The sequence below is a fragment of the Pseudomonas sp. CAM1A genome, assembly GCF_047501685.1.
GTDB lineage: Bacteria > Pseudomonadota > Gammaproteobacteria > Pseudomonadales > Pseudomonadaceae > Aquipseudomonas.
Genome location: NZ_JBFNXP010000006.1, coordinates 203,240 through 227,390, shown reverse-complemented (window position 1 = coordinate 227,390; position 24,151 = coordinate 203,240). Strand labels below are relative to the sequence as shown.

General features: G+C 65.6%; 22 protein-coding genes and 1 pseudogene. 12 read left to right on the top strand and 11 right to left on the bottom strand.

From position 1 onward, the window contains the following. Positions 1–15 precede the first annotated feature (15 nt). From ABZO33_RS16620 to ABZO33_RS16610, 3 genes are all read left to right on the top strand, one after another. Entirely contained in the window at positions 16–174 is a 159-nt protein-coding gene (locus ABZO33_RS16620; protein WP_156177521.1) for a hypothetical protein, read from the top strand. 6 nt (positions 175–180) lie between these two features. Beyond that, positions 181–600, top strand: coding sequence for a type II toxin-antitoxin system YafO family toxin (locus ABZO33_RS16615; RefSeq protein WP_414536914.1), 420 nt, complete (start codon positions 181–183; stop codon positions 598–600). 144 nt (positions 601–744) lie between these two features. Further along, complete coding sequence (locus tag ABZO33_RS16610) at positions 745–1,116, top strand: hypothetical protein (RefSeq protein ID WP_414536913.1); 372 nt, start codon at positions 745–747, stop codon at positions 1,114–1,116. Positions 1,117–1,134: 18 nt separating this feature from the next. On the opposite strand, the gene ABZO33_RS16605 is transcribed toward ABZO33_RS16610, so the two are convergent. Beyond that, complete coding sequence (locus ABZO33_RS16605; protein WP_414536912.1) at positions 1,135–1,707, bottom strand: biliverdin-producing heme oxygenase; 573 nt, start codon at positions 1,705–1,707, stop codon at positions 1,135–1,137. A 150-nt stretch (positions 1,708–1,857) separates the two neighbouring features. On the opposite strand from ABZO33_RS16605, the gene ABZO33_RS16600 reads away from it, so the two are divergent. Both ABZO33_RS16600 and ABZO33_RS16595 read left to right on the top strand, forming a co-directional pair. Next, the gene (locus tag ABZO33_RS16600) at positions 1,858–2,898 is read left to right on the top strand and encodes a DUF1176 domain-containing protein (protein WP_414536911.1); all 1,041 of its coding nucleotides are present in this window, start codon (positions 1,858–1,860) and stop codon (positions 2,896–2,898) included. Between the two features lie 30 nt (positions 2,899–2,928). After that, entirely contained in the window at positions 2,929–3,981 is a 1,053-nt protein-coding gene (locus ABZO33_RS16595; RefSeq protein WP_414536910.1) for a DUF1176 domain-containing protein, read from the top strand. A 22-nt stretch (positions 3,982–4,003) separates the two neighbouring features. Here the strand turns inward: ABZO33_RS16595 and ABZO33_RS16590 are convergent, their stop codons facing one another. Further along, on the bottom strand, positions 4,004–4,789 hold the full coding sequence (locus tag ABZO33_RS16590) for a sulfite exporter TauE/SafE family protein (RefSeq protein WP_110704593.1): 786 nt from the start codon (positions 4,787–4,789) through the stop codon (positions 4,004–4,006). Positions 4,790–4,998: 209 nt separating this feature from the next. Here ABZO33_RS16590 and ABZO33_RS16585 point away from each other — a divergent pair, with 209 nt between their 5' ends. Beyond that, positions 4,999–5,373 (top strand): RidA family protein, encoded by a 375-nt coding sequence (locus tag ABZO33_RS16585; protein WP_414536909.1) that lies wholly within the window; start codon positions 4,999–5,001, stop codon positions 5,371–5,373. A 111-nt stretch (positions 5,374–5,484) separates the two neighbouring features. Here the strand turns inward: ABZO33_RS16585 and mcpA are convergent, their stop codons facing one another. Both mcpA and ABZO33_RS16575 read right to left on the bottom strand, forming a co-directional pair. Next, a complete protein-coding gene (gene mcpA / locus ABZO33_RS16580; protein ID WP_414536908.1) occupies positions 5,485–7,371 on the bottom strand; it encodes a methyl-accepting chemotaxis protein McpA in 1,887 nt (628 codons plus the stop codon). 150 nt (positions 7,372–7,521) lie between these two features. Next, the gene (locus ABZO33_RS16575) at positions 7,522–8,400 is read right to left on the bottom strand and encodes a LysR family transcriptional regulator (RefSeq protein WP_414536907.1); all 879 of its coding nucleotides are present in this window, start codon (positions 8,398–8,400) and stop codon (positions 7,522–7,524) included. A gap of 100 nt (positions 8,401–8,500) precedes the next feature. Here ABZO33_RS16575 and ABZO33_RS16570 point away from each other — a divergent pair, with 100 nt between their 5' ends. After that, positions 8,501–8,929: a PACE efflux transporter gene (locus tag ABZO33_RS16570; protein WP_414536906.1), complete on the top strand. Its 429-nt coding sequence runs from the start codon at positions 8,501–8,503 to the stop codon at positions 8,927–8,929. A gap of 19 nt (positions 8,930–8,948) precedes the next feature. Here the strand turns inward: ABZO33_RS16570 and ABZO33_RS16565 are convergent, their stop codons facing one another. Continuing rightward, positions 8,949–9,953 (bottom strand): hypothetical protein, encoded by a 1,005-nt coding sequence (locus ABZO33_RS16565; RefSeq protein ID WP_414536927.1) that lies wholly within the window; start codon positions 9,951–9,953, stop codon positions 8,949–8,951. 150 nt (positions 9,954–10,103) lie between these two features. Here ABZO33_RS16565 and ABZO33_RS16560 point away from each other — a divergent pair, with 150 nt between their 5' ends. Next, a complete protein-coding gene (locus tag ABZO33_RS16560; RefSeq protein ID WP_414536905.1) occupies positions 10,104–10,676 on the top strand; it encodes an isochorismatase family protein in 573 nt (190 codons plus the stop codon). On the opposite strand, the gene ABZO33_RS16555 is transcribed toward ABZO33_RS16560, so the two are convergent. After that, a complete protein-coding gene (locus ABZO33_RS16555) occupies positions 10,648–11,289 on the bottom strand; it encodes an HD domain-containing protein (RefSeq protein ID WP_414536926.1) in 642 nt (213 codons plus the stop codon). The genes ABZO33_RS16560 and ABZO33_RS16555 overlap by 29 nt on opposite strands. Positions 11,290–11,419: 130 nt before the next feature. Here ABZO33_RS16555 and ABZO33_RS16550 point away from each other — a divergent pair, with 130 nt between their 5' ends. Beyond that, entirely contained in the window at positions 11,420–12,382 is a 963-nt protein-coding gene (locus ABZO33_RS16550; protein ID WP_414536904.1) for a GlxA family transcriptional regulator, read from the top strand. Here the strand turns inward: ABZO33_RS16550 and ABZO33_RS16545 are convergent. The 4 genes from ABZO33_RS16545 to ABZO33_RS16530 all read right to left on the bottom strand — a co-directional run bounded on the left by ABZO33_RS16545 (position 12,364) and on the right by ABZO33_RS16530 (position 15,686). Then, positions 12,364–13,059 carry a GntR family transcriptional regulator gene (locus ABZO33_RS16545; RefSeq protein WP_414536903.1) on the bottom strand — a complete coding sequence of 232 codons (696 nt, stop codon included), beginning with the start codon at positions 13,057–13,059 and terminating at the stop codon, positions 12,364–12,366. The two genes, ABZO33_RS16550 and ABZO33_RS16545, sit on opposite strands and share 19 nt — an antisense overlap. 19 nt (positions 13,060–13,078) lie before the next feature. After that, positions 13,079–13,780, bottom strand: a complete 702-nt coding sequence (locus ABZO33_RS16540; protein WP_094011278.1) for a FadR/GntR family transcriptional regulator — start codon at positions 13,778–13,780, stop codon at positions 13,079–13,081. Between the two features lie 70 nt (positions 13,781–13,850). Further along, on the bottom strand, positions 13,851–15,161 hold the full coding sequence (locus ABZO33_RS16535) for a C4-dicarboxylate transporter DctA (RefSeq protein ID WP_046854876.1): 1,311 nt from the start codon (positions 15,159–15,161) through the stop codon (positions 13,851–13,853). Between the two features lie 210 nt (positions 15,162–15,371). Then, the gene (locus tag ABZO33_RS16530; RefSeq protein WP_046854877.1) at positions 15,372–15,686 is read right to left on the bottom strand and encodes a helix-turn-helix domain-containing protein; all 315 of its coding nucleotides are present in this window, start codon (positions 15,684–15,686) and stop codon (positions 15,372–15,374) included. Between the two features lie 243 nt (positions 15,687–15,929). Here ABZO33_RS16530 and ABZO33_RS16525 point away from each other — a divergent pair. The 3 genes and pseudogenes from ABZO33_RS16525 to ABZO33_RS16515 form a co-directional block, all read left to right on the top strand. Next, a pseudogene (locus ABZO33_RS16525) lies at positions 15,930–16,244 on the top strand (PAS domain-containing protein); the annotation flags it as partial. Positions 16,245–16,418: 174 nt separating this feature from the next. After that, entirely contained in the window at positions 16,419–17,528 is a 1,110-nt protein-coding gene (locus ABZO33_RS16520) for a methyl-accepting chemotaxis protein (protein WP_414536925.1), read from the top strand. Between the two features lie 12 nt (positions 17,529–17,540). Beyond that, the gene (locus tag ABZO33_RS16515) at positions 17,541–19,259 is read left to right on the top strand and encodes a putative bifunctional diguanylate cyclase/phosphodiesterase (RefSeq protein WP_414536902.1); all 1,719 of its coding nucleotides are present in this window, start codon (positions 17,541–17,543) and stop codon (positions 19,257–19,259) included. 43 nt (positions 19,260–19,302) lie between these two features. Here the strand turns inward: ABZO33_RS16515 and ABZO33_RS16510 are convergent, their stop codons facing one another. Beyond that, positions 19,303–24,090 carry a dermonecrotic toxin domain-containing protein gene (locus ABZO33_RS16510; protein ID WP_414536901.1) on the bottom strand — a complete coding sequence of 1,596 codons (4,788 nt, stop codon included), beginning with the start codon at positions 24,088–24,090 and terminating at the stop codon, positions 19,303–19,305. Positions 24,091–24,151 lie beyond the last annotated feature (61 nt).

The following is a 24,151-nucleotide window of genomic DNA, read 5'->3' as shown; positions in this document are numbered from 1 at the left end:
GTACTGGAGGTAGTCATGGCTCGATACGCGCCTGCAAAGCAGGACAATACCTTTGTTCCCAAGCAAAAGCGAAGTGGCAAAAGTGACGAGGAGGTCCTTCGCCAAGGTGCCCGTTCAAGCGAGGCGCTGCTTGATTATGTCGAAAAGCATGGAAAGCTGCCTGTAACCAAGTGAGGGACCGTGCCGTCTGTCAAAGTCTCCGAGCTGTTCAAGCTGGGATTTGAAGATTGGTACGATCTCTACGTCGATTTCCATGCCTATAAGGTCGGTGGAATTCAGCCGAAGACGTTTGGTAGGGACGCACCACTCGAAGACAAATTCCAGCTTTACCATATCCATCTGGCCACCTCTCAATCCGTCATGTTGCGTTGGGCGTCTATCGACGAGCCATTTCGTCGGACACATCGCGTCGACGAGCCCGACAACGACTATTGGTTGATCTATGCCTATGACGAGTATCTGGACGAGTACTTGATGTTGAGGCTGATGGGACCCGGTGCACACAATCGCAAAGGATGGGGTTCATTGCTGCGCAACATCGTAAGTGAAATCGTAGAGCCTTGGTCATTGGGCCGGGTCACTTACGATGAGCCAGACTAGCGCTCTGGTAGAAGGGCCGCAGGTGCGGCCCGTTCCTGGTGATGCGGTTCTCCAAGGCTTGTGCCGGGGTGCCTGGCCCCTTAAATTCGTCCTCTTCATTTACGGCGATATACAATTCATGGCCGACTCCAGGATCAAGGACGAATGTTGCCGTTGCTTTCCCGCTTCCTGCTGCACGCACTGGTGTGTGTGGCTTTTCCCTTTATCTTGAGCCTGGGCTTCGATCTGTATCGGCAACATGTCGGCCCGCCCATGGCGCGAGGCGTCAGCGTCGGCTTGGCGACGATGATGGTGTTCTACGCCTTCGTGCTCTTCAACCTGCTGATGGTGGCCATTCCAAGGGCGGCAGTCCGCTATGGCCTGGCGCTGTTGCTGGTGCTGCTGGTGCTGGCGTTCTTCAATACCTTGCACCCGTTGCGGGCGCTGGGCTTTGCGCTGTTATGCGGTGGATTGTGCGGGGCGGCGATCAGCATGACGCCCACAGTGACGTCGCTGTTGAACAAGTGCCGCGGGTGAGGGCCCCGGCGCGGGGGATCAGCACACCAGCACGCGCCGCTCTTCGAGCCATTGCTCGAAGCAGGTGAAGGTCTCGACCGCTGCCTTTACCGTCCGTGCCTGGGTGGCAAGCTCCGGATCGGCGCCAGCCAGTCGACCGAGGAAGCTGCGCCAGCGTGCGCCGGTCAGCGGGCCGTAGACGTCGAGGAACGCACCGCCGTTGTCGGCGTCGATACCCAGGCGTTCGGCCATGGCCCGCTTGAGCACCTGGCCACCGAGCGTGGAGCCTTCCAGTACATACATCACCCCAAGCGCGCTGGCTTCGTCATCGATGCGAGGCAGGGCATGGCACCGGGGCAGCGCTTCGATATCGATGGCCAGGGCACCCAGGTCGCGTGACAGGGTGGGCGTCTTGTGACGTTCGGCGCTCTGGTAGGCGCCCAGCAGTAAGTCCAGCGGGGCATGAAAGCCATGGTAGGCCCCGAGCAGCTCGGCGTAGGCCGCGCGGTCGAAGCCCTCGCAGAAGAAAGGCAGCCGCGCTTCGAGCCTCTCGTGGCAGGCGCGGGTACCTTCGCGCAGGGCAAGCAGCAACGGGCTGACGGTAGCGGACATGACGGCGGCTCTGGTGTTAGGGCATTCGATACTGCCAGATCAGGCGGCGCAATCACCACTGCCGATTTTGCGCACCTGGCCCTTGAACTGTGGAATCATTGCGCCGCCTCTGGAACGAGGTTTTCACAGCCAAGACAGGAATGCAGCAAGATGCGCGCAACAACATGGAACTGGCTGGCCCTGGGGCTGGCGTTGCTGCCGGGCCTGGCCGCCGCGACGGAATCAGAGCCGGTACCGGTATACCGGGAGATCAAGGACTGGATTGTAGGCTGCGACAACACGCGCTTCTGCACCGCGGTGCTGGCTGATCACCCGGAGCGGATGCGCGTGGGCATGCTGGTGCAACGCGAGGCGGGCGCCTGGGGCAACCTGCACCTGACCCTGGTGGGGAGCACCGACTGGTCCGGCGAGCCCATGCTCGACGGCCAACTGCTGGTCGCCCCCTGGCGCATGACCCGCGGTGTCGAGACCACCCTGGAACTGGAGGGCGCCGATGCCTATGCCGTGTTGCGCCAATTACGCAATGGCCAGCGCCTGGTGGACGACACCCGGCCAGGGGAGCGGGTGAGTTCGCTGCAGGGGCTGAGCGCCGCCTTGCTGCTGATGGATGCGGTGCAGGGCCGGGTCGGCCACTACAGTGCGCTGATGCGTCCCGGTGACAGCGTCGCCGACGCCCAGCTACCCACCCCGGCCGAGCCTCGGGTGCCGGCCTTTGTCCCTGCCAGGTCTTTGAGTGCAGAGGATCAGGCGGGCATCAACCAGGTGGTGATGGCCAAGGCGGCCGCCGAGGGCCAGTTGCTCAACGAATACGATGTCGCTCCCAAGCTTGAGCTGCATGCCCTGGACGACCAGCATGCACTGGCATTGCTCAGCTACAACTGCAATGACTTCCACTGCCTCTACGCCTTGTACAAGGTGTCGCGTGAAGCGCCTTACACCCTTGGGCCGCTGGAGTTCGAGGCGCCATCGAGCCCGGTGGTGATCAGCCGGATGCGCGACGCCATCGAGTTCTACCCTGGCAAAGGCGAGCTTCACAGTTATGCCAAGGACGACTACCCCGGCAGTTGCGGAGTGGAGGAAAGCTGGCGCTACGATGGCATGCGCATGCGCTTGCTCAGGCTGTCACGGATGGACCGTTGTGCCGAAGTGGGCACCGACAGTTGGCCGGTACTCTGGCGCAGTGAAGGCTGAACGCGCGAAACGGACTTCAGGGATAACGCCATGCAATGGATGAAACACCCGCGTGCGGCATTGCTGCTGACGCTCATGACGCCATCGGTCGTGCAGGCCGAGAACGCCCAGGCAGCGCTCGAAGCGGTGCCGATGTACCGGCAGATCAAGGACTGGGCGGTTGGCTGCGACAACACCCGTGCCTGCACGGCGGTAATGGCCATCGACGACGACCTGATGGCCGGGCTGCAGACCATCATAAGGCGCGAGGCGGGGCCACAGGGCGCGCTCGAGTTGATCCTGCGCGTGGGCCCGGCGTTTGCGGAACAGGTGCTGCTCGATGGGCAGGCACTGTCGGCCAACTGGCAGCGCGTCCAGCTTGAATACGACTTCGACTTGTTGCTGGAAGACGATGAGGCGCTGGCGCTCATACGTCGGTTGCGCAACGGTACACGCCTGAGTTCATTGACCGAGGATGGCGAGCTGGTCGCGTCCTTGCAGGGGCTCAGTGGCGCGCTGTTGGCCATCGATGCCGTGCAGGGCCGGATCGGGCACGTCGATGCCCTGGTGAGAGTGGGAGATGCGCCCGCTGCCGATGTGCCTGCCGCGTCCGATACCGTGGTGCTGCCACCGTTCGTCGCCGCGCCGCGCATGAACGTCGAGCAGGCCCATGAAATCGGCAGGGCGGTAAAACGCCAGGCGAATGTCGAAGGCGATGTGCCGGGCATGAGCAATAGCCATTACGAGGTGCACCCGCTGGACGCTGCCAATGTCCTGGTCATTCTCAACGTGGGGTGCAGTGGCGAGTTCTGCGCCAACTACCTGTATCGGGTGTCCCGCGCCGCGCCTTACCAGATCAGCGAAATGGCCTTCGAGGCGCCGACGCCGTTGCTGGCGCCGCGTCTGAGTGGCTATGTAGCGTTCGATGCGCAGAGCGGCCAATTGTTTGCCGCTGACAAAAGCCAGCTCGAGCGTGGTTGCGGGCTGATCCAGCAGTGGCGTTACGACGGTGAGCGCATGCGCCCCGAGCGCGTGGCGCGGCTCGATCGCTGCGGGTATGTGAAACCGCAGTTCTGGCCGGTGCTATGGCGTGTGCAGGAGTAGCACAACGTTGCTCGCGCGCAGCTCAGAACGCCAGCTTGTAGCCGATCAATAGCAGCATGGTGGCCAAGCAAGGCCGCAGCACGCGGTCGGAGATGCGACCGGTCAGGTGGCTGCCCAGGTAGATCCCCGGCAGCGAGCCCAGCAGCAGGTAGCCCAGCAGCGACCAGTCCATGTTGCCCATGCCGGCATGACCCAGGCCGGCCACCAGGGTCAGCGGCACGGCGTGGGCGATCTCGGTGCCGACCAGGCGGCGGGTGACCAGGAACGGGTAGAGCAGGAACAGCGCCACGGTGCCCAGCGCGCCGGCGCCGATGGAGGTGAGGGTGACCATCACGCCCAGTACCACACCGGTGATCACGGTGAGGATGTTCAGGGTACGGTCGCTGAGGTGGTAGTGATCGCCCGCGTGCTTGCTGGCGAAGGCCTGCAGGCGCGACTTGAACAGGATCGCCAGGGCGGTGAGGATCAGCACCACCGCCAAGCCCTGCTTGATGATGGCGTTGAGCGCCGAAGTGTCGGTATGCAGGGTGCTGAGGAACCACAGGGTCAGCGCGGCGGCCGGGACGCTGCCCAGGCTCAGCCAGCCGGTGATCTTCCAGTCGATGTTCTTGTTGCGGCCATGCACCCAGACGCCGCTGGCTTTGGTGATGGCGGCATAGAGCAGGTCGGTGCCCACGGCGGTGGCCGGGTTGATGCCGAACCACAGCAGGATCGGGGTCATCAGCGAACCGCCGCCGACGCCGGTCATGCCGACGATGAAGCCTACGATCAGGCCCGCAAGGGTGAAACCGAAAGAACCTACATCCATACGCTACTCGACGCCCAGCTTGCCCGTGATCGGATGAGTGCCAGCATATAGATTTTTTTATAGCCAAATAGACTTGTTCGTTATTAGGTTATAACCACGCTGTGGCGGTACGGTCCTGAAAAACCACGGTTAACAAGAGTGGGTTTACCGGGAGCTGGCCCGCTCGACTGTCCCAGGCACGATTCAGCCAACCATGAAAGGAGCGTTCCATGAGCAATGACATCCAGCGTTTTCCCAGCAGCCTGCCGTTTCCTTTTTCCCGTGCAGTGAAGGCCGGGGGCTTCCTGTTCCTGTCCGGCCAGGTGCCGATGAGCGCCAGTGGCGAAGTGGTACGCGGTGATATCCAGACCCAGACTCGAGCGGCTTGCGAGCGTATCGCCGAGAGCCTGGCAGTGAGTGGGGCGCGTTTCGATCAGGTGGTCAAATGCACGGTCTGGCTGTCGGACATGAGCCATTTCGCCGGCTTCAACGAGGCCTACAAAGAGTTCTTTGGCGCGGCGCTGCCGGTGCGTTCGACGGTGGCATCGGCGTTGGCATTGGGGGTCGATGTGGAGATCGAGGTGCAGGCGTTCGTTGGCGAGTGAGGGGGCTTTGGCGAGTAGCTGAAGCGCGTCTGCGCATTTGCCGATTGTGATCGAAGGTCGTGATCGCGAAGTGAGCCCGCTCCTGTAACGCGTACAGGAGCGGGCGGCAGGTCAGATGCGGAAGCTGCCCACCAGTTGCTTCAGGCGCCCGGCCTGCTGGCTGAGGGCGTCGCAGTGGCGCAGGGTGTCGTTGAGGTTCTCCACCCCTTGCTGGTTCAGTGCGTTGATCTGGGTGATGTCCAGGTTCAGGCTCTCGACCACGGCGGTCTGCTCTTCGGTGGCGGTGGCCACCGACTGGTTCATGCCGTCGATCTCGCCGATACGCTGGGTGACACTGGCCAGGCGCTCACCGGCCTCGTTGGCCACCTGCACGGTCTCTTCGCTGGAGACCTGGCTGGTGTTCATGGTGTGCACCGCCTCACGCGAGCCGACTTGCAGGCTGGTGATCATGCGGTGGATCTCTTCGGCCGATTCCTGGGTGCGGTGGGCCAGGTTGCGCACTTCGTCGGCAACCACGGCGAAACCACGCCCGGCTTCACCGGCACGGGCGGCCTCGATGGCGGCGTTGAGCGCCAGCAGGTTGGTCTGCTGGGAGATGCCCTTGATCACGTCGAGGATCTTGCCGATTTCGTCGGTGCTGGCGTTGAGGGTCTCGATCTGCTCGCAGGACTCGCTGATGCGCTCGGACAGGGCGGTCATGGCGCTGATCGCCTCTTCGACCACCTGGCGGCCACCGTTGGCCTGTTCGCTGGCGCCGCTGGCGTGCTGCGAGGCGTCGGCGGCGTTGCGGGCGATTTCCTGGGTGGCGGCGCCCAGTTCGTTGATCGCCGCGGCGACGCTGTTAGTGCGCATGCTCTGCTCTTCGGAGCCGGTGAGCGAGGCGTTGGAGGCGACCACGACCTTTTCCGACAGGTCATGCACCAGGCGGGTGGCCGAGGACACTTCGCTGATCGAGGCGTGGATACGCTCGACGAAACGGTTGAACGAGGTGGCCAGCTCGCCGAACTCGTCCTTCTGCTCGACGGTCAGGCGGCGGGTCAGGTCGCCTTCGCCTTCGGCGATGTCCTGCATGGCGCGGCCCATGGTGGTCAGCGGGCGCATCAGCACCGGGATCAGCAGGCCGAGCAGGCCGGCGATGACGGCCACGGCGATGAGCATGGCGATGATGGCCGAGGTACGGAACTGGCTCAGCGGGGCGTAGGCTTTTTCTTTATCGATCGACAGGCCGATGTACCACTGCGCCGACGGCAGGCCGTCCACCGGGGCGAAGGAGATGATGCGGTCCTTGCCATCGAGGCTGACTTCCTGGATGCCGGACTCGACACGCAGCGGGGAGCCTGGGTAGATGTCCTTGAGGTTCTTCATCACCCGGTCCTTGTCCGGGCTGACGATCACCTGGCCATTGCGGTCGACCAGGAAGGCGTGGCCAAGGCCACCGAAGTCGACGGCGTTGATGATGTCGACCAGGGTGTTCAGGCTCAGGTCGCCGCCGACCACGCCGATCAGCTCGCCGCTACCCTTGGCCTTGACCGGCATGGCGATGGTCACCACCAGGCCACCCACTGCGGCCATGTAGGGCGGGGTCAGCATGGTCTGGCTGGCGGCCACGGCCTGGGTGTACCAGGGGCGCTGACGCGGGTCGTAGCCGTCAGGCATCTTGGCGTCGGGGCGCTGGGTGAACAGGCCGGTGTTCTGGCCGAAATAGGTGAACTGGAAGTTGCTGGTGTACGACGGCTGGTCGACCAGGCCCGGCACGTTGCTGCCGGCGCCTTGCTGGGCGATGTCCTGGGCCAGGTTTTCCAGGACCAGGATGCGCCCGCTCATCCAGTTCTGCACGCTGCTGGCGGTCTGCGCGCCGGCCTGGCGCACCGACGACTCGATGTTCTGGCGAATGGTGGTGCGTTGCAGGTAGTCGTTGTAGAGGGTGAACAGGGCGAAGGCCAGTACGACGACGGCGCAGGCACTGAGCAGGATCTTGTGGCGGAATTTCAGGTTCATGTTTCGAGACCTTGAGCCAGTGAAAGGAGGGCGCCGCGTGCTTGTGGCACGAGTGGCGGAGCCTGTTGCAACGCTATCGGCCGATTCTGAAAAATGTTGAAAGACTAAATGTCGCAGTAGTTGGCCGAATTGGCCTGCCAGGGTGACAAATCATTTCGAAGCCAACAGGCTCACCAACGTCCTGGCCGCCTGGCCGAGGGGTTGCTGCTTGAGCCAGAAGGCGTTCACCGGCAGTTGCAGTTCGTTGCGGGTGTTCTGGAATTGCAGGCGCACCAGGCGTCCGTCGGCAAGCAGCGGCGCCACCCGCGCCAGTGGCAGGTCGCCCCAGCCCAGGCCAGCCTCGACCATCTGCAGGGCCAGGTCCAGGCTGTCCGTGCGCCAGTGCGAGGTGCCGATCAGCGAGCGGGGATCGCTCAACGGCAGGTCGCGGCTGCACACCAGTATCTGGCGCAGGTTGACCAGGTCTTCAAGGTTGCGGATGCGCCCTTCGCGCAGCGCGGGGTGGTGTGGCGACAGGGTGGCCACCAGCGACTCCAGGGCGATGTGCTGGAAGCTGCGTCGCGGGTCCACCTGCAGCCCGGCGAAGGCCAGGCACAGATGCACCCGGCCACTGTCGAGCAGTTGCAGGGCCTCTTCCTGCGGGGCGGCGAGCAGTTCGATGTCCAGCAGCGGGTAGCGCTCGCCCAGGCGGGTGATGGCCCCGAGCAACGGGCGCTGGTCGATATCCGGGACTACGGCGATGGCCAGGCTGCTTTCCAGCCCACGCGAAAGCTCCAACGCATGTACCTCCAACAGCCCCAGTTGTTCGGCGATCAACCGGGCATGGGGTTCCAGGGCCTGGGCCTGGGCGGTCGGGCGTGCCTCCCGTGACCCACGCTCGAACAGCGGGTAGCCAAGCTCTGCCTCGAGGTTGCCGATGGCCATGCTCACCGCCGAGGGGACACGCCCGAGCGCTCGCGCGGCAGCCGAGAACGAGCCGCGGTCGAGCACGGCGAGAAACAGCAGGATGGTATCGCTGGAAAAGTTCATGGCAGTCTCCTTTCAGTAAATCTGAAAGCTGCCGACTTTTTCTGTCAAGCCTGTTGATGCATTCTGCGCGCCTTCGTCATATCCGCAACAAGGTAATCCCGTGCAAGGACTCAAACGCAAACTGGTCTACGTGACCTTCTATGAACTGATCGGCCTGTGCATGTCGACCCTGGGCCTGGCCTACCTGTCCGACACCCAGGCTTCGCACACCGGGCCCCTGGCGGTGATGATCACCACCATCGCCATGGCCTGGAACCTCATCTACAACAGCCTCTTCGAGTGGTGGGAGAGCCGCCAGGCCACCCGCGGGCGCAGCCTCGGGCGGCGGGTGGCGCATGCCATCGGCTTCCAGCTGACCCTGGTGGTGTACCTGATCCCGCTGATTGCCTGGTGGCTGGACATGACCCTTCTGGAGGCGTTGATGGTGGATCTGGCATTCATCATCCTGGTGCCGTGCTACACCTTCGTCTACAACTGGGCGTTCGACCGCATCTTCGGGCTGCCGACTTCGGCGCTGGCGACTGCCTGAACGAGCCACTTGCGCGGGGTCATGGCGGCAGGCGAATCAGCAACGGTTCCTGCGACCGGCTCCCGAGCAAGCTGTCCTCCACCTGCCCTGACAGGTAATACACCCCGGCCATGGCGCCGCTCTGGCGATTCTCCATCAGCTCCTGCCATTCCTGGTTCAGCGCCACATTGAGGATCACCCGCAGCTGCTCGACCATCTGCGGCTGTTCACGGTCGTGGGTGATGATGCCGTAGCCGGTTGCAGCCACTGAGATCAATGCCCCCGCCGCCTTGCCCACCGCCGCCGCGATGGCACTGGCGGCACCGCGTGGCGCCAGGGTGGCGCCGAGTTTCTCGCTGGCCTGGGTGGCCACCGACGACAACCCTGCCTCGGTCTGCCCGGGGGCCTTGGCGGCCTGTTGGTGCAGGTGCTGGCGCAGCGACTGCCAGGCCAGCTGTTGGTCCAGCGACTTGGCCCGCAGCAGTTGGTAGAGCGAGGCGTTGCGTGCATCCGGCGGGCCCAGGGCGATGATCGGGATGCGGTTGAGGCGCTGACTGAACTGCTCGGGCGGGGCGTTGTAGCGCTGGATGATGGTCGGCAGTTGCTGGCCGAGCAGTTGCAGGTACAGCTCGCTGGCGCGGTCGCGGATACCCTCGGGGTTGATCTGTTCGGCCACCGGGTCGATGACCCGCTCGCGGTACTGTTCCTGCAGATACAGGCCCAGGCGTTTTTCAGCGGGTTCCTGGCCATTGCCACTGTTCATCTTGTACCAGGCGACCTTGAGCGTGAGCCATTGCTGGGTCCAGTAACCGGTGAACCAAGGGATGAAGTCGTTTTCGGTGCGTTGCTGCACTTGCTCTTTCCACACGCGCATCGAGCGCCGGGCGTAGTCGTTGGCCGAGCCCGCTGCGGCGACCGAGGCCTCGATGATGTCCTGGTCGATACGCTGCCAGACGGCTGGTGGCAGGTTCTGCGGCGGGGGCGGGGCAGGTGGGCGTTTGCCGGCGCAGCCGGCGACGGCCAGCAGCAGGCAGAGCGGAACCATCGCGAGGATCGACTTCACGCGGACTGCCCCCTTGACGAGAGGCTGGTGATTATCCGAAGTATAGGTTTGTCTTGAGGACCTCATCGCGGGCTGGATGACATGTTCATTGCGCTATGCTCGGCATTGCGTTCGCGAACAGGAGAGCTGCTGATGAAGGGTGCCGAGGCCGATGCCTTGCTGCTGGTGGATGTGCAGTGCGCTTTCATGGAGGGCGCCGATGCGGTACCTGGCCACCTGGCCCTGCAGCAGAGCATCGCCCGCTTGCTCGGCCGCGCCCGCCAGGCCGGGGTGCCGGTGATCTTCCTGCAGAACGACGGTGCGCCGGGCAGCCCGGATGCCCCGCACAGTGCCGGCTGGCAGTTGTATTTCCCGCCGGCGCGGGCTGAGCACGTGCTGTTCAAGACCGAGGACGATGGCTTCCTCGAAACCGGGTTGCAAACCTTGCTCGATGAACTTGGGGTCCGCCACCTGGCCCTGGGCGGCCTGCTCTCGGAGATGTGCCTGGCGGCCACCGCCCGAGCCGCGCTGCGAAGAGGCTTCGAGGTGTTGTTGCCACACGATGCCCACGCCACCTACGACGTGCCACCCGGCCCTGGCGGCTCGCCGGGAGTGCCCGCCGCCCTGGCAGCCCGGGCGGCGGAGTGGTCGCTGGGAGATGAGGTGCAGATCCTGCCCGGTGTCGAGGCCGTGGCGTTCAGCTTGGCCAGCACGACTGGCGGATGATGCTGCAGAAATTGCCCGGGAGGAATGACGGCTCCTTGTCGGCGATGACGTCTGCCTTGACGTTGCCGAACGTGGTCTGCGGCTTGTCGCGGATACCGTCGTAGAAAGCCTGGATGATTGCTTCCTTGAAGCGCTCGCCGCGCGGATGCGCCGCCACCACGGCGTCGCGCTCGCCTGCGACGAGGCCTTCGTGGTGCAGGCCGAGCACATCGGTTTCCACGCCAGCGGTGACCAGCGCGATCAGCGGGTGCATGTGCTCGGGGATGCCCGGCGTGGTGTGCAAGGCAATGGCCGTCCAGACCCGTTCGATGTCGCGTTCGTCGATGCGGTGCTGCCGCAGGAAGTCGCGGGCGGCGTTGGCGCCATCGACCTCGAAGCGGCAGCAGTCGCTGCTGTGGGTGTGGGTCAGGCCCATGTCGTGGAACATGCAGCCGCAGTACAGCAGCTCGGCGTCGTATTCCAGGCCCAGGCGCCGGCCGGCGAGGGCGGCGAAATAGTAGACGCGGCTGGAATGGTGGAACAGCAGCGGCGAAGCGCTGTCGCGGACCAGCTCGGTGATCTCGCGGGTCATGGCGGTGTCGGGGATGTGGATGCCGGCGATAGACATGGTGATGGCTCCTTCGTGGGTGAGGTGGCCAGCTTGCCGCGCCATGCGAATGTCCTCAATTGACGTAAAGCATCAAATTCTGCCATTGTCGGCTGTCTTCAGACGTGCCTTGAGCGTACAGTGCGCAGGAGTTTGTGTGCCCATCACCCTTGCCATCCTCGCCATGCCCGGCGTGCAGTTGCTCGACGCCTGCGGTCCCCTCGACGTGTTTGCCGAGGCCAACCGCCAGACCGGGCGGGAGGCCTATCGCCTGTCGCTTCTGGCGTGCGAGCCCGGGCCGCTGGTCAGCTCGTCGGGTGCCAGGCTGTTGCCCGACGGCTGGATCGGCGATGCCCTTGGCCCCTTCGACACGTTGCTGATTGCCGGCACGCCCCTCGCCGCCGGGCAGCACCTGCGCAGCGGCATCCTCGATTGGTTGCGCGAGCATGCCGACAGCAGCCGGCGCTACGGCTCGGTCTGTACCGGCGCCTTCGCCCTGGCCGCTGCCGGCCTGCTCGATGAACGGCGCATCACCACGCACTGGGCGGTGGCCGAGGCGCTGGCACAGCGTTATCCGCAGGTCACGGTGGAGCCCGACGCGATCCAGGTGCACGACGGCAAGGTGCGCACCGCCGCAGGCGTCACCGCAGGGCTCGACCTGGCCCTGGCGTTGGTGGAGGAAGACCTGGGCCGCGAGGTCGCCAAGCAGGTGGCAAGCCAGCTGGTGATGTATTTCAAACGCCCCGGCGGGCAGCTGCAGTTCAGCCGCCAGGGCGCCACGTCGACGGCGGGGCGTTCGGCGTTACAGGGGTTGCAGCGCTATGTGGCGGCCAATCCGGCTCTGGATCATGCTGTCGCCCAGCTGGCGGCGCGGGTCGGCCTCAGCCCGCGGCATTTCGCCCGGCTGTTCCAGGCCGACGTAGGCATGACCCCGGCGGCCTGGGTGGAATTGGCGCGGGTCAATGCGGCGCGCGAACGCCTGGAAGGCGGGCTGGAAGCGCCCAAGCAAGTGGCGGCGCTGTGCGGCTTCGCCAATGCTGACACTCTGCGGCGGGCCTTCATGCGGCATGTCGGGGTGACCCCCGCCGAATACCGCAAGCGCTATGCTCGGCCGGTCTGATCCAGGTCGAGCTTGGCTTCCAGGCGGTCCAGATGTTCATGCATCAGGCCCAGCGCGGCCTGGCCGTCGCCGCTTTCCACCGCATCGATGATCGCCGCGTGCTCCTGCCACGCGCAGTGCTCGCAGCACGGTGACTCGTAGCGGGCGATGATCAGCGAGGTCATCGGTACCAGGCCATTGAGAAAGCGCGCCAGCGGCGCGTTGGCGGCCATCTGCGCCAGCTTCATGTGGAACTCGCCGCCCAGGCGGATCGCCGTGCAGCGTTCGCCGCGTTCATGGTGCTGGCGCTCGCGCTCGACCAGCTGGCGCAACTGCCGGATCTGCGCCGGGCGGGCGCGTTGGGTGGCCAGGCCGATCAGCGTGGTCTCGGCCAGGCGCCGGGCGCTAAGCACCTGGCGCGCCTGTTCAGGGTCGGGGGCGGCCAGGTGCGCGGTATGGCTGGGGCGCTGCACCACCACCTGCTGGTCGGACAGGCGCCCGAGCACCCGGCGGATCACCGTGCGGCTGACGCCGAAGGCATTGCCCAACGCTTGCTCGGGCAGGGCGCTGCCGGGTGGCAGGCGTTGTTCGAGGATGGCATCGAACAGCCGGGGGTAGATCTGCTCCGCCGACAGGCGGGTCTCGCCGGCGCCGAGCAGGGCAGGCAGGCGGGGGGCGGCTTGGGCGCAGGCGGTCATGGTCGCTCTCCTTCTTTGTTCAGTTGCCTGGTTGGTCGTCCGGGATATTCAGGGCGATGCCCATGCGCTGGCCCTCGGCGAGGATGTGCTGGCGCATCTGCTGGCTGGCCTTGGCGCTGTTGCGCTCGCGGATGGCGCGTACCACCGCCTCGTTTTCGCTGAGGCGCGCGGCCAGGTGCTCGGGCGAGTTGCGCAGCATGTCGGCGCTCTGTTTGAGGGCGTTGCCGGTCTGCTGCACAACACTCTGGAAGATCGGATTGGTGGTCAGCGCGAACAGCGCCTCGTGGAAGGCGATGTAGGCATTGATGCCGGCCTCGCTGTCGCCGGCATCGAGGGCTTCGCGCATGTCCATCAGGGTCAGGCGCAACTGGCCGATGTCCTGGCTGCCGGCTGATTGCGCCACCAGGCCGGCAATGAAGGGCTCGAGGGTGTAGCGCAGCTCGAGCACGTCGGCCAGGCTGGCCTCGGCGATGGTGTCCGGCTCTTGCGCCTGGCTGGCGTCGGCATCGAGCACCAGCACGCCCTTGCCCGGCATCGAGCGCACCAGCCCCAGGGTTTCCAGCACGATCACCGCCTCGCGCAGGCTGGGCCGGCTGATGCCCAGCTGTTCGGCCAGCTCGCGCTGGCCGGGCAACATGTCGCCGCTGCGCCACTGGCCACGGGCCAGGGCCTGGCGGAGTTTCTCCACCACTGAATTGACTACGGTCGAAGAGCTGATCACGGTTCGCTCCTTGGTTGACGCTGCATCTTTGCCCTTGCTGGGCCGGCGCGGGGCGCCGGCGGCCTTGGGCTTAGAATTCCTGTTGATGGGGTTGGCCCTGTTTGCGGGTGGCCGGGGCGAAGCCGGGTTTGTTGGCCAGCACATTGTTGGCGCGTTCCAGGTCGATGTCCTTCTCCCAGCGGGCGATGGCCACGGTGGCGACGCAGTTGCCGATCAGGTTGGTCAGCGCCCGGCCGATGCCCATGAACCAGTCCACGGCCAGCACCAGCACCAGGCCGACCACCGGGATCGCCGGGACTGCGGTCAGGGTGGCGGCGAGAATCACCAGGGCCGAGCCTGGGATGCCGTGGGCGCCCTTGGAAGTCACCAACGACACCAGAAGAATGGTCAGCAGGTCGGTCATGGCCAGCGGCGTGCCAGTGGCGTTGGCGATGAACACGATGGCCAGGGTCAGGTAGATCGAGAAACCATCGAGGTTGAACGAGTAGCCGGTGGGGATCACCAGGCCGACGGTGGAGCTGCCGATGCCCAGGTGCTCGAGCTTGCGCATCACCTGCGGCAGCACGGCGTCGGAGGAGGCGGTGCCGAGGACGATGGACAGTTCTTCGCGCAGGTACTTGATGAACGGCAGCAGCTTGAGCCCGGACAGACGCATCACCGTGCCGAGGATGATCAGCACGAAGCCGGCGCAGGTCAGGTAGAACAGCGCCACCAGGCCACCCAGGTGCTGCAGCGAGCTCAGGCCGTACTTGCTGGTGGTGAAGGCGATGGCGCCGAATACGCCGATGGGGGCCAGGCGCACGATCATGCCCATGATGCGGAAGATCACGTGGCTGAGTTCGTTGATCAGCCGGGAAATGCCCGAGGCCGACTCACCGACCAGGTTCAGGGCGCTGCCGAACAGCACCGAGAACAGCAGTACCTGGAGGATGTTGTTGTCGGCGAAGGCACCCACCACCGAGGTGGGGATCAGGTCCATGAGGAAGGCGGTGGTGCCGTGGATATGCGCGCCACGGTCGGCCAGGGCGCCGGCATCGGCACTGGACAGCTGGTCGAGGTGGATGTTGGCGCCGCTGCCGATGCCGGTTGAGAAGGCGAACACCAGGCCGATGACCAGCGCCAGGGTGGTCAGCACCTCGAAGTAGATCACCGATTTCAGGCCGATGCGCCCGACCTTCTTCAGGTCGCCGGCGCCGGAAATGCCGCTGACCACCACGCAGAACACGATCAGGCCGATAAGCATCTTGATCAGCTTGATGAAGCCGTCACCCAGGGGTTTGAGTTGCAGGGACAGGTCGGGGAAGCTCAGGCCGCAGATCACGCCGAGGGCGAGGCCGAGTACAACCTGGAGGAAAATCGAACGCGAACACCATTTGAGCATGGGAGGAGTCTCTGGTCGGTGTCCTTGCCCCCCAAGCCACACGGAGCGAAAGAGTGCAGGACTTAATTATTGTGGTCTTACCGGTTTGTTCACTGCGAGGGCTATAAAACGCCGATTTTTCCGACATTGCAAGGGTTTTTGGCCTTACCGGTCTGACCGGTTGTGGTGCGCGGACGGGCAGTCTGCTCTAGCGTGGTGCGGGGGGGGATTTCACGGTTTGGCGAGCACCTGATCGACGGCGGCGATCAGCTTGCCGAGGTCTTTTGGTGGCGCGTTGTGAATGACGCCGAAGAGGTACGCGCGTTGTTCTTCCACGTCATCGGGGTCGGTGAAAAACGCTTTTGGCTTGACCCCCAGCGCCTCGGCAAAGCTCACCAACGACTCGATACTAGGGGTGTAGGTGCCGGTTTCGAAGCGGCTGATGGTCTTGGGGTCGAAGCCGGTTCGCTCGCCCAGTTGCGCCTGAGTGAAGCCCGCCAGTTTGCGGTAGCGGCGCAGGGCTGGACCTAGACCTGTTCTCGTCATCGCTCAATTCCCATTTAGAATCAAGCACTTAACGATATATGTCGATATGGCGCAACGCCATGATTCGTCACCTTTATTTGCAAAATGTGATGGAATTCGTAGAATTCGCCGCTTTGATTGATCAGTCATTCAAGTAGTTGTCCAGGGCGATCCGGCCATCTGCCGGCCCGTGTGCAAGCGTTGTCGGACATTGGAACTGATCCAGGATGAACGGTTCCGGCGCCCCTGGCCTCCTGTCAGGTCATGCGTCGGGCTGTGTATGAATGGAGTCACATCGTGCGTCTGAACCTGCCGGTCAATCCGGTCGAGCAAAGCTTTCCCGAGCACCAGCGGCTGATTTCGGCGACCGACACGGCCAGCCTGATCACCTACTGCAATGCCGAGTTCGCCGCCATCAGCGGCTACAGCCACGACGAGCTGATCGGCAGCCCGCACAACCTGGTGCGCCATCCGGACATGCCCGAGGCGGTGTTCGAGTTGATGTGGCAGTACCTCAAGGCCGGCCGCAGCTGGATGGGTATCGTCAAGAACCGCTGCCGCAACGGCAACTTCTACTGGGTCAACGCCTACGTCACGCCGATGCTCGAGAATGGCAAGGTAATTGGCTACGAGTCAGTGCGCGTGCGCCCGACCCGCGAACAGGTGGCCCGTGCCGAAGCGTTGTATGCCCGCTTGCGCGAGGGCAGGGCGGCGCTGTCGCCGGCCCGGCGCCTGGCATTGCTCGGTCGGGCCATGGCGCTGCCGCTGCTGGCGGGAGCCGTGGCCATCGCCGGCAACCAGCTGCTGCCCGAGCTGCCTGCCCAAGGCCTGACACTGGCGCTGTTCGCGGGTGTCGGCCTGTGGGCACAAAGGCGTATGAGGCGCCACTTGCGGCGTATCGTCCAGGTGGCGGACAACACCTTCAGCGACCCGGTCGCGGCCTTGACCTACAGCGACCTGCCGGGCGCCGCCGGGCAGCTGGAACTGATCCTGATCAGCGAGGAGGCGCGCCTGAAAACCGCGCTTACCCGCCTGAGTGACCTAGCCGCGCAGATGGCCGGCGCTGCCCAGGATGCCGGGCGGCTGTCGCGCAACACCGAATCGGCGTTGCTCGAACAGCGCGCCGAGACCGACCTGACCGCAACCGCCATGACCGAGATGGCGGCCTCGATTGGCGAGGTCGCCGGCCACGTGCAACTGACTGCCGAGCAGGCGCAGACCGCGTACCTGCTGGCCGGGCAGGGCAGCCAGGTGGCCGACGCCACGGGGGCGGCGATCCAGAGCCTGGCCGGCACGGTCGGGCAGATCAACCAGGCGGTCAACGACCTGGCCGGTCAGACCGGTGCCATAGCCGAGGCGGCCGGGATGATCCGTGCCATCGCCGAGCAGACCAACCTGCTGGCGCTCAACGCTGCCATCGAAGCCGCCCGGGCTGGCGAGCAGGGCCGCGGTTTTGCGGTGGTCGCCGATGAAGTCCGCGCCCTGGCTGACAAGACCCGCCAATCCACCCTGCATATCCAGGCGATCATCGACAGTTTGCGCGGTGGCGCCGAGCAGGCGGTGAACATCGCCAGCCAGGGTATCGAGGGTGCGCAACAGGGCGTGACCCAGGTCGCCCTGACCCAGGAAGCCTTGCAAGGCATTCGCCACGCGGTACAACGCATCAGTGACATGAGCCAGCAGATGGCCGCGGCGTCGCACGAACAATCCAGCGTTGCCGAGGATGTCTCGCGGCAGATCAACGGGGTGGCGGGCACGGTCCAGCAAAGCGCGCGCCACGCCAATGCCGCCGCCGTGCGCGGCGCGGAGCTCGAGCAGGTGTGCGCCGGGCTGCGCGCCCTGGTGGAACGCTTCAACCGCTAGGTTGCCAAGGTTATGGACGACAACTACCGCGCGGCCGTGGACGCGGCCGCGATCTTTTCCGAAACCGACCTGCGCGGTTGCATTACCTACGTCAACCAGCAGTTTTGCAGCATCTCCGGCTACAGCCGCGAGGAGCTGTTGGGGGCCAACCACCGCATCCTCAATTCCGGGCTGCACGAACCGACCTTCTTCCTCGAGATGTGGCGCGCCCTGGCCGCCGGCCGGGTGTGGAAGGGCGAGATCTGCAACCGGGCCAAGGACGGCTCGTTGTACTGGGTGGACAGCACCATGGTGCCGCTGATCGACCCGCACACCGGCAAGGTGCGCAAGTACGTGTCGATCCGCTTCGACGTCACCGAGAAGCGCCAGTTGCTGCACACCCTGCAGTGGCGCGTGGGGCACGACGTGCTGACCGGCCTGCCCAACCGTGCCTACCTGTCCGACCTGCTCAACCAGGCCCTGGCGTTCTCCCGGCGCGAAAGCATTCCCCTGGCTGTCTGCATGCTCGACCTCGATGGCTTCAAGGCGGTCAACGACGGCTACGGCCATGCCACCGGCGACCTGCTGCTGGTGGAGGTCGCCCAACGCCTGCAGAACATCCTGCGCGGTGGTGATGCGGTGGCGCGCCTGTCGGGGGACGAATTCGTGCTGATCCTGCGGCATATCGAAGGTCCGCAGCAGCTCGACGCCGCGTTACGGCGCATCCTCCAGGCGCTGGCCGCTCCGTATGTGGTGCGCGATCACGCGCTGAGCCTGAGCGCGAGCATCGGCGTCACTCTGTTCCCGCAGGATGACGAGGACGCCGACACCCTGGTGCGCCACGCCGACCAGGCCATGTACGTGGCCAAGCAGCGTGGACGCAATCGCTACCACCTGTTCGACGTGTCCCAGGAACTCGAACTCAAGGCCACCCATCAGACCGTGGCGCGGGTGCGGCAGGCCTTGCGCCTGGGCGAACTGTGCCTGCACTACCAGCCCAAGGTGAACATGTGCAGTGGCCAGGTGGTGGGCTTCGAGGCCTTGCTGCGCTGGATGCACCCGTCCAAGGGGCCGGTGCCGCCGGGGGAGTTCCTGCCTTTCGTGGAGCAGACCGACCTGATCGTCGAGCTGGGCGAGTGGGTCATCGACCAGGCCCTGACCCAGTTGCAGCAGTGGCAGCTGTCCGGGCGCGACTGGTCACTGAGCGTCAACATCGCCGCCCGCCAGTTGCAGCGCGGCGACTTCGCCCAGCGCCTGGAGCGGTTGCTGGCGAGCCATCCCGGGGTGTCGCCAGGGCGCCTGGACCTGGAGATCGTCGAGTCGGTAGCGATCGACAACCTGCCGCGGGTCGGCCGCTGCCTGGATGCCTGCCGGGCTCTGGGCGTGCGTTTCTCGCTGGATGATTTCGGCACCGGCTACTCCTCGCTGAGCTACCTCAAGCGCCTGCCGGCGCAGACCATCAAGATCGACAAGTCTTTCGTGCGCGACATCCTCCATGACCATGACGACCTGGCCCTGACCGGTGCGGTGATTGGTCTGGCGCGGGCGTTCGGTCGCGAGGTGGTGGCCGAGGGGGTGGAGACGATCGAGCACGGGCGGGTGCTGATGGAGTTGGGGTGCGAGTTGGCGCAGGGCTACGGGATCGCCCGGCCGATGCCGGTGGAGGCGGTGGCGGGGTGGGTGGCCGCGTACCGCCAGCCAGCGCAGTGGTGTGGTGTAGCGCCGGCAGAGCCGGCGCTCTCGGCTAGCTGATCGACACAGCCTTTGTGTGGCCGCGTTCACCAGGCCTGCCAAGTTACCGCGGATTGGCCTGGACCATGGTCGTGGTCAGCTGTCGCAGCAAGGTTTGCCTGGCGCCATCGCGGCTGTTCAGCAACAGCGCGGCAATGCGCTGGTACAGCGCGCTCTCGTTCGCATAGCGGTTCGACACCAGGTCGATGCGTTGCAGCACGCCTTCGATGCGCCAGGTCAGCTCGGGTACCTCCCGCTCCAGTGCCTGCACAAAGATGGGTGGGACCGTCGAGCCGACATAGGCGCCGAATGTCGTGCTGGCTTCGCTGAGTGTGTCGAAATACTCCGAGGCGCCCGCCCAGGTGTGTTCGAACTGTTCGAACGCCTGCGGCTGCAGGCGCTGCAGCCAGGCGCGCCAGAACGGCTGGTCAACCACCCAATCGACCAGGTGCGGCCCATCGCTGGCGGCCTGCACGGTGTTGGCCAAACCTTGCAAGGTGCCCTCGCTCATTCGTGCCAGGTAGTCGAAGGCGATGTCCTGGGGTTGTGGCGGCAGCCCAAGGGCGTCACGCAGGTGCATCCGTGCATGCAGGGCCATTTCCACTTCGTCGAGCAGGTAGTCTGCCTCGCTCAGGCTCGCGTCACTGATATCGTCTCCCGCCAGCAGCGGCGGCACGGCGGCTTGCCCCTCACGCAGTGCCTGGCGCCGGGCGAGCCGAGCGTTGTAAAGGTCGCCGACCCTGGCGTCGAGCAGGTGTTGGCGGAGCATGCCCCTGGCGCAGCCGACGGCGACCTGTTCATCAGCGGTGCCTGGATTGGCGCGGCTTGCGGCGCGCCAGACGATGACCTCTGTCTCGACCTGTTGGAACAGCAGGCTGGTCTGGTCGACGCAAGCCTGGCCGGCATCGTTGAGCAGGTCATTGATCTGCTGCTGCAATTGCGCCTGGCCCCAAGTATCGCCGGGTGCTTGGGCATCGACGAGTATTTGCAGCACCTGTTGCATGCGCTGGCGCAGGGCGGCCGGGTTGCGCTGGAAGTCAACCGTGTCGGGCAGGCGCTGGAACAGCTCGTACAAGGGCGCCCACTGTGGTTCCGGCGCGGTCTCGGCGATGTGGTCCAGCAGCACCTGCGGCCAGTCCTCGGACCATTGCGGGGGGGGACCGGCGTATGCAGGGGTGTCCAGGCCTGCGCTATTTAGGCGCTCCAGGGCCGCGTCGGTGAACGGGTTGCCCAGGAAGGAATAGAACAGATCGGTTTCTCCCGCGCGGATGGCGCTGGCGAAGCTGCTGCCGGTCAGGTCGGGCGCCTCGGTCAGGCCGTTGCGGCTAAGGTCCAGTTCGCGCAGTGCCAGAGGGTGCTGTTCAAGCAGTTGCTGCAGGCCGGCCGGCCATTCGACGATGCCGGTGCTTTCCAGGTCCAGCTCTTCCAGCGCTGTCCAGCCGCTGACGTCCGGTGCCAGCTCCAGCGGGTTTTCGCTCAATGACAGGCGGCTCAGGCGATTCAGTCCGGCAAGCGCGGTGCGCGCGGCCTCGTCCAGCTCGATCTGGTTCTGGCCCAGCAACAGCACGCGCAGCGAGGGCCAGCGTTGCAGTGCGAGGAAGTGGGCGGCGCCCAGTTCCAGCTCGTTGACATCCGCCTGGAGGGTGCTCAGTGCAGGCAGCCTGCCGAGTTGTTCGAGGGTGCGCACCGACAGGGTGTCGATCGCAGCCGTGAGGTTCAGGTGCACCAGGCGGGTCAGCCGTGCCAGCGTGGCGAGAGCGTCGTCACCGTCGAGGTCGAGGCGGTTTTCCGACAGGTCCAAGGTCTCCAGGGCGGACAGTTCGCCGAGAAACGGAGGCAGGCCGCTCAGGGCATTTTCCGAGAGGTCGAGGTAGCGCGCCTGGGGGAAGGCGTGGAGGAAACCGTTCAGGTTGGTGCTTTCACCACCCGCCAGGCCGTTCACGGTCAGTTGCCTGACATGGGGCAACTGCACGGGCAGGGTAGGCAAATCGCCCACATGCAGGCCGTGCACAAGCAGGACCACGTAGTCGAAGTTGGCGAGGGTGTCAGGCGGGTTGTCGCGGCGCCAGGCCGTGCGGATGCGCTCGGCCATGACCCCGCGATGCACGCGTCGCTGCTCCAGGCCGCCTACTTCAATGCCATCGGCATCGTGTACCCAGCGCCGCAGGCTTTCGTCCAGCTGGGAATACTCGGCCCGCAAACGCTCGAGCAGTTGCGTGAAGGCGCCTGGCCGGGGGCCGGCCTGTTGCCGCAAGGCGGTGCGCAGCAGCTCGCGGTCGCCCTCCTGTGTGGACGGGTAGAGTTGATCGAACAGTTCATCCGCGCTGAGCCATCCGTGACGGCCATGGCCGCTGAGCCGGTACCCCAGGCGGCCATTACCAGGCAGGCGCGTTGGCAGGCGATACAGCGGGCGCACGGGCGCCATACCGAGGTCCAGGGCCGTTTGCCGACGGTTGCCGGCGGCCAGTTCGAACAGCGTTTCACGCAATCGGGCTGCATCGTGGATCTGCAGCCCCAGCGCCTGGCGCTCGCTGTCGGGCAGGGCCTGCAGGATGGCCTGGAACAGGTCGCCGGCGCTGGCCAGCGGCTGGCCTTGTTGATCGCGGGGCTCATAGCGCGCGGACGATCGCCATAACGATTTGACCGACTGCCCCGGCTTGCCGGCGGCCTCCTGCAGCTGGCCGTTTTCCCAAAGTTCCAGGCGCACCTCGCCGGACCAGCCGGGCAGGCGCTCCAGGGCACGGAACACCAGGGCGTCGCGGTCCAGCGCGCTGCCCGTTTCCAGGTGCAGGCGTGCCAGCGCCTTGTTGATGCGGATCTCGCGCAGGTACAGGCGGGCCTTTTCGGCGATCGCCAGGGGCACCCGCGAGAGGGTGGCGAGCCTGCTGAGATCAGTGGGGGCGGCCTCGGCCAGGATTTCGTTGCAGGCTCGAGGGCTGAGCCCGGGGAAGTCGCGGCTCAGCACCTCGCTACCTGGCAGCGCGCTAGCTTGGCCTTCACCAGCCTGGCCGCTGAAGGCTTCGAAGCTATCGGCGAGCAGCGCTGGCAAGGCCCGACGGTTGGTCAGTGCCCGTCGAATCACGGCACTGTCGTAGCCACTGCAACGCAGTGCCCGGGCCTGTGGTTCGAGGCCTGCGCCGGCCGGCCAGGCGCGCTCCAGCAGTTGCTGCTCATTCCAGCCCAGGGGTTGTTCGTGGTCCAGCAACCAGTAGCCGTCGCCGTGCAGTACCGGCCGATGCTGCACGCCACGGGCCTTGGCCAGACGCCAGCCACCCTTGCCGGCGGGTTCGAGAGGGAAGGCCTGCCCATCGTGCTGCAGCCAGTGTTTTGCGTTCCAGTGAAACAGCCCGTCGCGGCCCGCCCGGGCGCCCGCTGGCCAGGGGCGCGGCCGGGTAAACGGGGTGAGGTCGCCTTGCCACAGGCGCCGTTGCCCTGCTCGCTCGACCGGTATCCATTCATGCAGTAACCCCTGCCGTTGGGCAGTCACGCCGGCGGCGCCCAATGCGGCCACTTGGGCGAGGTTTTCCAGCACATCGAACAGGTGCGCGATGGCGCCCTCGACATCGCCCTCGTTTGCCGCGTGCACGCCGTCGAGGAATGCCCCGACCAACTGCGCGCCACCGATCACCATCATCACCTCGCCCAGCATCGGCACGAAGAACGCGGCGATATTGAGCACTGTCATCCCCAGCCCCAGCCAGCCTTCGATGCGTGTCCGCAATGCCGTGGCATCGCGTTGCGCGACGGGCACCGCAAGGCAGGCGGCATCGGCCAGCTGGCGCTGGACCTGAGTGCGTGCCCTTGCCTCGAAGGCGTTGCCCGGCCAGGGGGTGAAGGTCATCGGCAATCGCGCGTTCTTGTCCAGGGTCTCCTGCCAGAGGTCGGTGGGGGACGGGAACATCCGATTGAGCCAATCGAAGCGCTGGCCTTTTTCCAGTACCAGGGGCCCGGCCTGCAGGCCGGCATAGGGGTAGCGGGGGTAGAGCGTGGCGCGCAGCCGCGACACGAACTGCGCCTGCTGCGCCTGGCTGACATAGCGACTGAAGAAGGCGCGCTCCTGGTGTTGCCACAGCGCCTCGGTCAGCGCTTGGCCGAGGGCCTGCAGGGAGGGGTACTGGCGGATCGCCTGGGCATGGCCGGGGAGGTACAGCAGGCAGGGCTCCTGCGCCTGCACGGGCTCCAGGCGCACCAGCAGGGGGCCGCCGAGCGGGATGCCGAACAGGCTGAGATACCCGCATTGCACATGGCGTACACCGTCATCGAATGTCAGCGCGCAGGCGCCGGACAGCACCACCTCGCCCAGGCATTCGCCGCGACTGTCGATCCGGCCACGCAGCCGTGCCTCGGTCAGCTCGGCGGCAAACGCGGCGCGGTCCTGTCTGCGCAGCAGGGCGCGAAAGACGTCGGTGTCCACCTGCGCCCCCAGGTGGTCAAGGTAGCGCTGGCCCAGGTCGAGGTTGCGCACACCGCTGACGAAGCGTGCGCTGTCGAGCGGGAGCTGATGGTTGGTATGACCGGCGCGGTAAAGTCGCACCTTGGCGTGCGCCTCGAAGTTCTGCAGGGCGGCCTCCAGCCAGGGCATCTGGCGTCCCTCGGCGACATTCCAGAGCACGGCATCGTCCAGCGCTGGCAGCGCGGCCCCGGGGAACCAGTGGGCGAGGGCGGTTTCCAGCAATGGGCGGCAAAAGGCATCGATGGCCTTTACCGGCTTTAGCGCCTGGGCCACATTGCGGCTGGCGCGGTAGCTGGCGAGAACGCGTTGTCGCAGGTAGGCGCGTTGCCCGGGGCTGGCCTGCCTGTGCCAGTCTGGGTGGCGCTGGGGGATGACGCTCAGGTGCGACGAAAAAAGCATGCTGCTCTCCTGTGGGGAAAGCAGCGAGGCTAGCGAAGGGGATGCCGCGCAGCGGGGTAGC

Bases quoted from the DNA above. Each gene is read 5' to 3' on its own strand.
- ABZO33_RS16620 (WP_156177521.1), top strand. From the start codon at position 16: ATGGCTCGATACGCGCCTGCAAAGCAGGACAATACCTTTGTTCCCAAG.
- ABZO33_RS16610 (WP_414536913.1), top strand. From the start codon at position 745: ATGTTGCCGTTGCTTTCCCGCTTCCTGCTGCACGCACTGGTGTGTGTG.
- ABZO33_RS16605 (WP_414536912.1), bottom strand. From the start codon at position 1,707: ATGTCCGCTACCGTCAGCCCGTTGCTGCTTGCCCTGCGCGAAGGTACC.
- ABZO33_RS16600 (WP_414536911.1), top strand. From the start codon at position 1,858: ATGCGCGCAACAACATGGAACTGGCTGGCCCTGGGGCTGGCGTTGCTG.
- ABZO33_RS16595 (WP_414536910.1), top strand. From the start codon at position 2,929: ATGCAATGGATGAAACACCCGCGTGCGGCATTGCTGCTGACGCTCATG.
- ABZO33_RS16590 (WP_110704593.1), bottom strand. From the start codon at position 4,789: ATGGATGTAGGTTCTTTCGGTTTCACCCTTGCGGGCCTGATCGTAGGC.
- ABZO33_RS16585 (WP_414536909.1), top strand. From the start codon at position 4,999: ATGAGCAATGACATCCAGCGTTTTCCCAGCAGCCTGCCGTTTCCTTTT.
- mcpA (WP_414536908.1), bottom strand. From the start codon at position 7,371: ATGAACCTGAAATTCCGCCACAAGATCCTGCTCAGTGCCTGCGCCGTC.
- ABZO33_RS16575 (WP_414536907.1), bottom strand. From the start codon at position 8,400: ATGAACTTTTCCAGCGATACCATCCTGCTGTTTCTCGCCGTGCTCGAC.
- ABZO33_RS16565 (WP_414536927.1), bottom strand. From the start codon at position 9,953: ATGGTTCCGCTCTGCCTGCTGCTGGCCGTCGCCGGCTGCGCCGGCAAA.
- ABZO33_RS16560 (WP_414536905.1), top strand. From the start codon at position 10,104: ATGAAGGGTGCCGAGGCCGATGCCTTGCTGCTGGTGGATGTGCAGTGC.
- ABZO33_RS16545 (WP_414536903.1), bottom strand. From the start codon at position 13,059: ATGACCGCCTGCGCCCAAGCCGCCCCCCGCCTGCCTGCCCTGCTCGGC.
- ABZO33_RS16535 (WP_046854876.1), bottom strand. From the start codon at position 15,161: ATGCTCAAATGGTGTTCGCGTTCGATTTTCCTCCAGGTTGTACTCGGC.
- ABZO33_RS16530 (WP_046854877.1), bottom strand. From the start codon at position 15,686: ATGACGAGAACAGGTCTAGGTCCAGCCCTGCGCCGCTACCGCAAACTG.
- ABZO33_RS16520 (WP_414536925.1), top strand. From the start codon at position 16,419: ATGGCGCTGCCGCTGCTGGCGGGAGCCGTGGCCATCGCCGGCAACCAG.
- ABZO33_RS16515 (WP_414536902.1), top strand. From the start codon at position 17,541: ATGGACGACAACTACCGCGCGGCCGTGGACGCGGCCGCGATCTTTTCC.
- ABZO33_RS16510 (WP_414536901.1), bottom strand. From the start codon at position 24,090: ATGCTTTTTTCGTCGCACCTGAGCGTCATCCCCCAGCGCCACCCAGAC.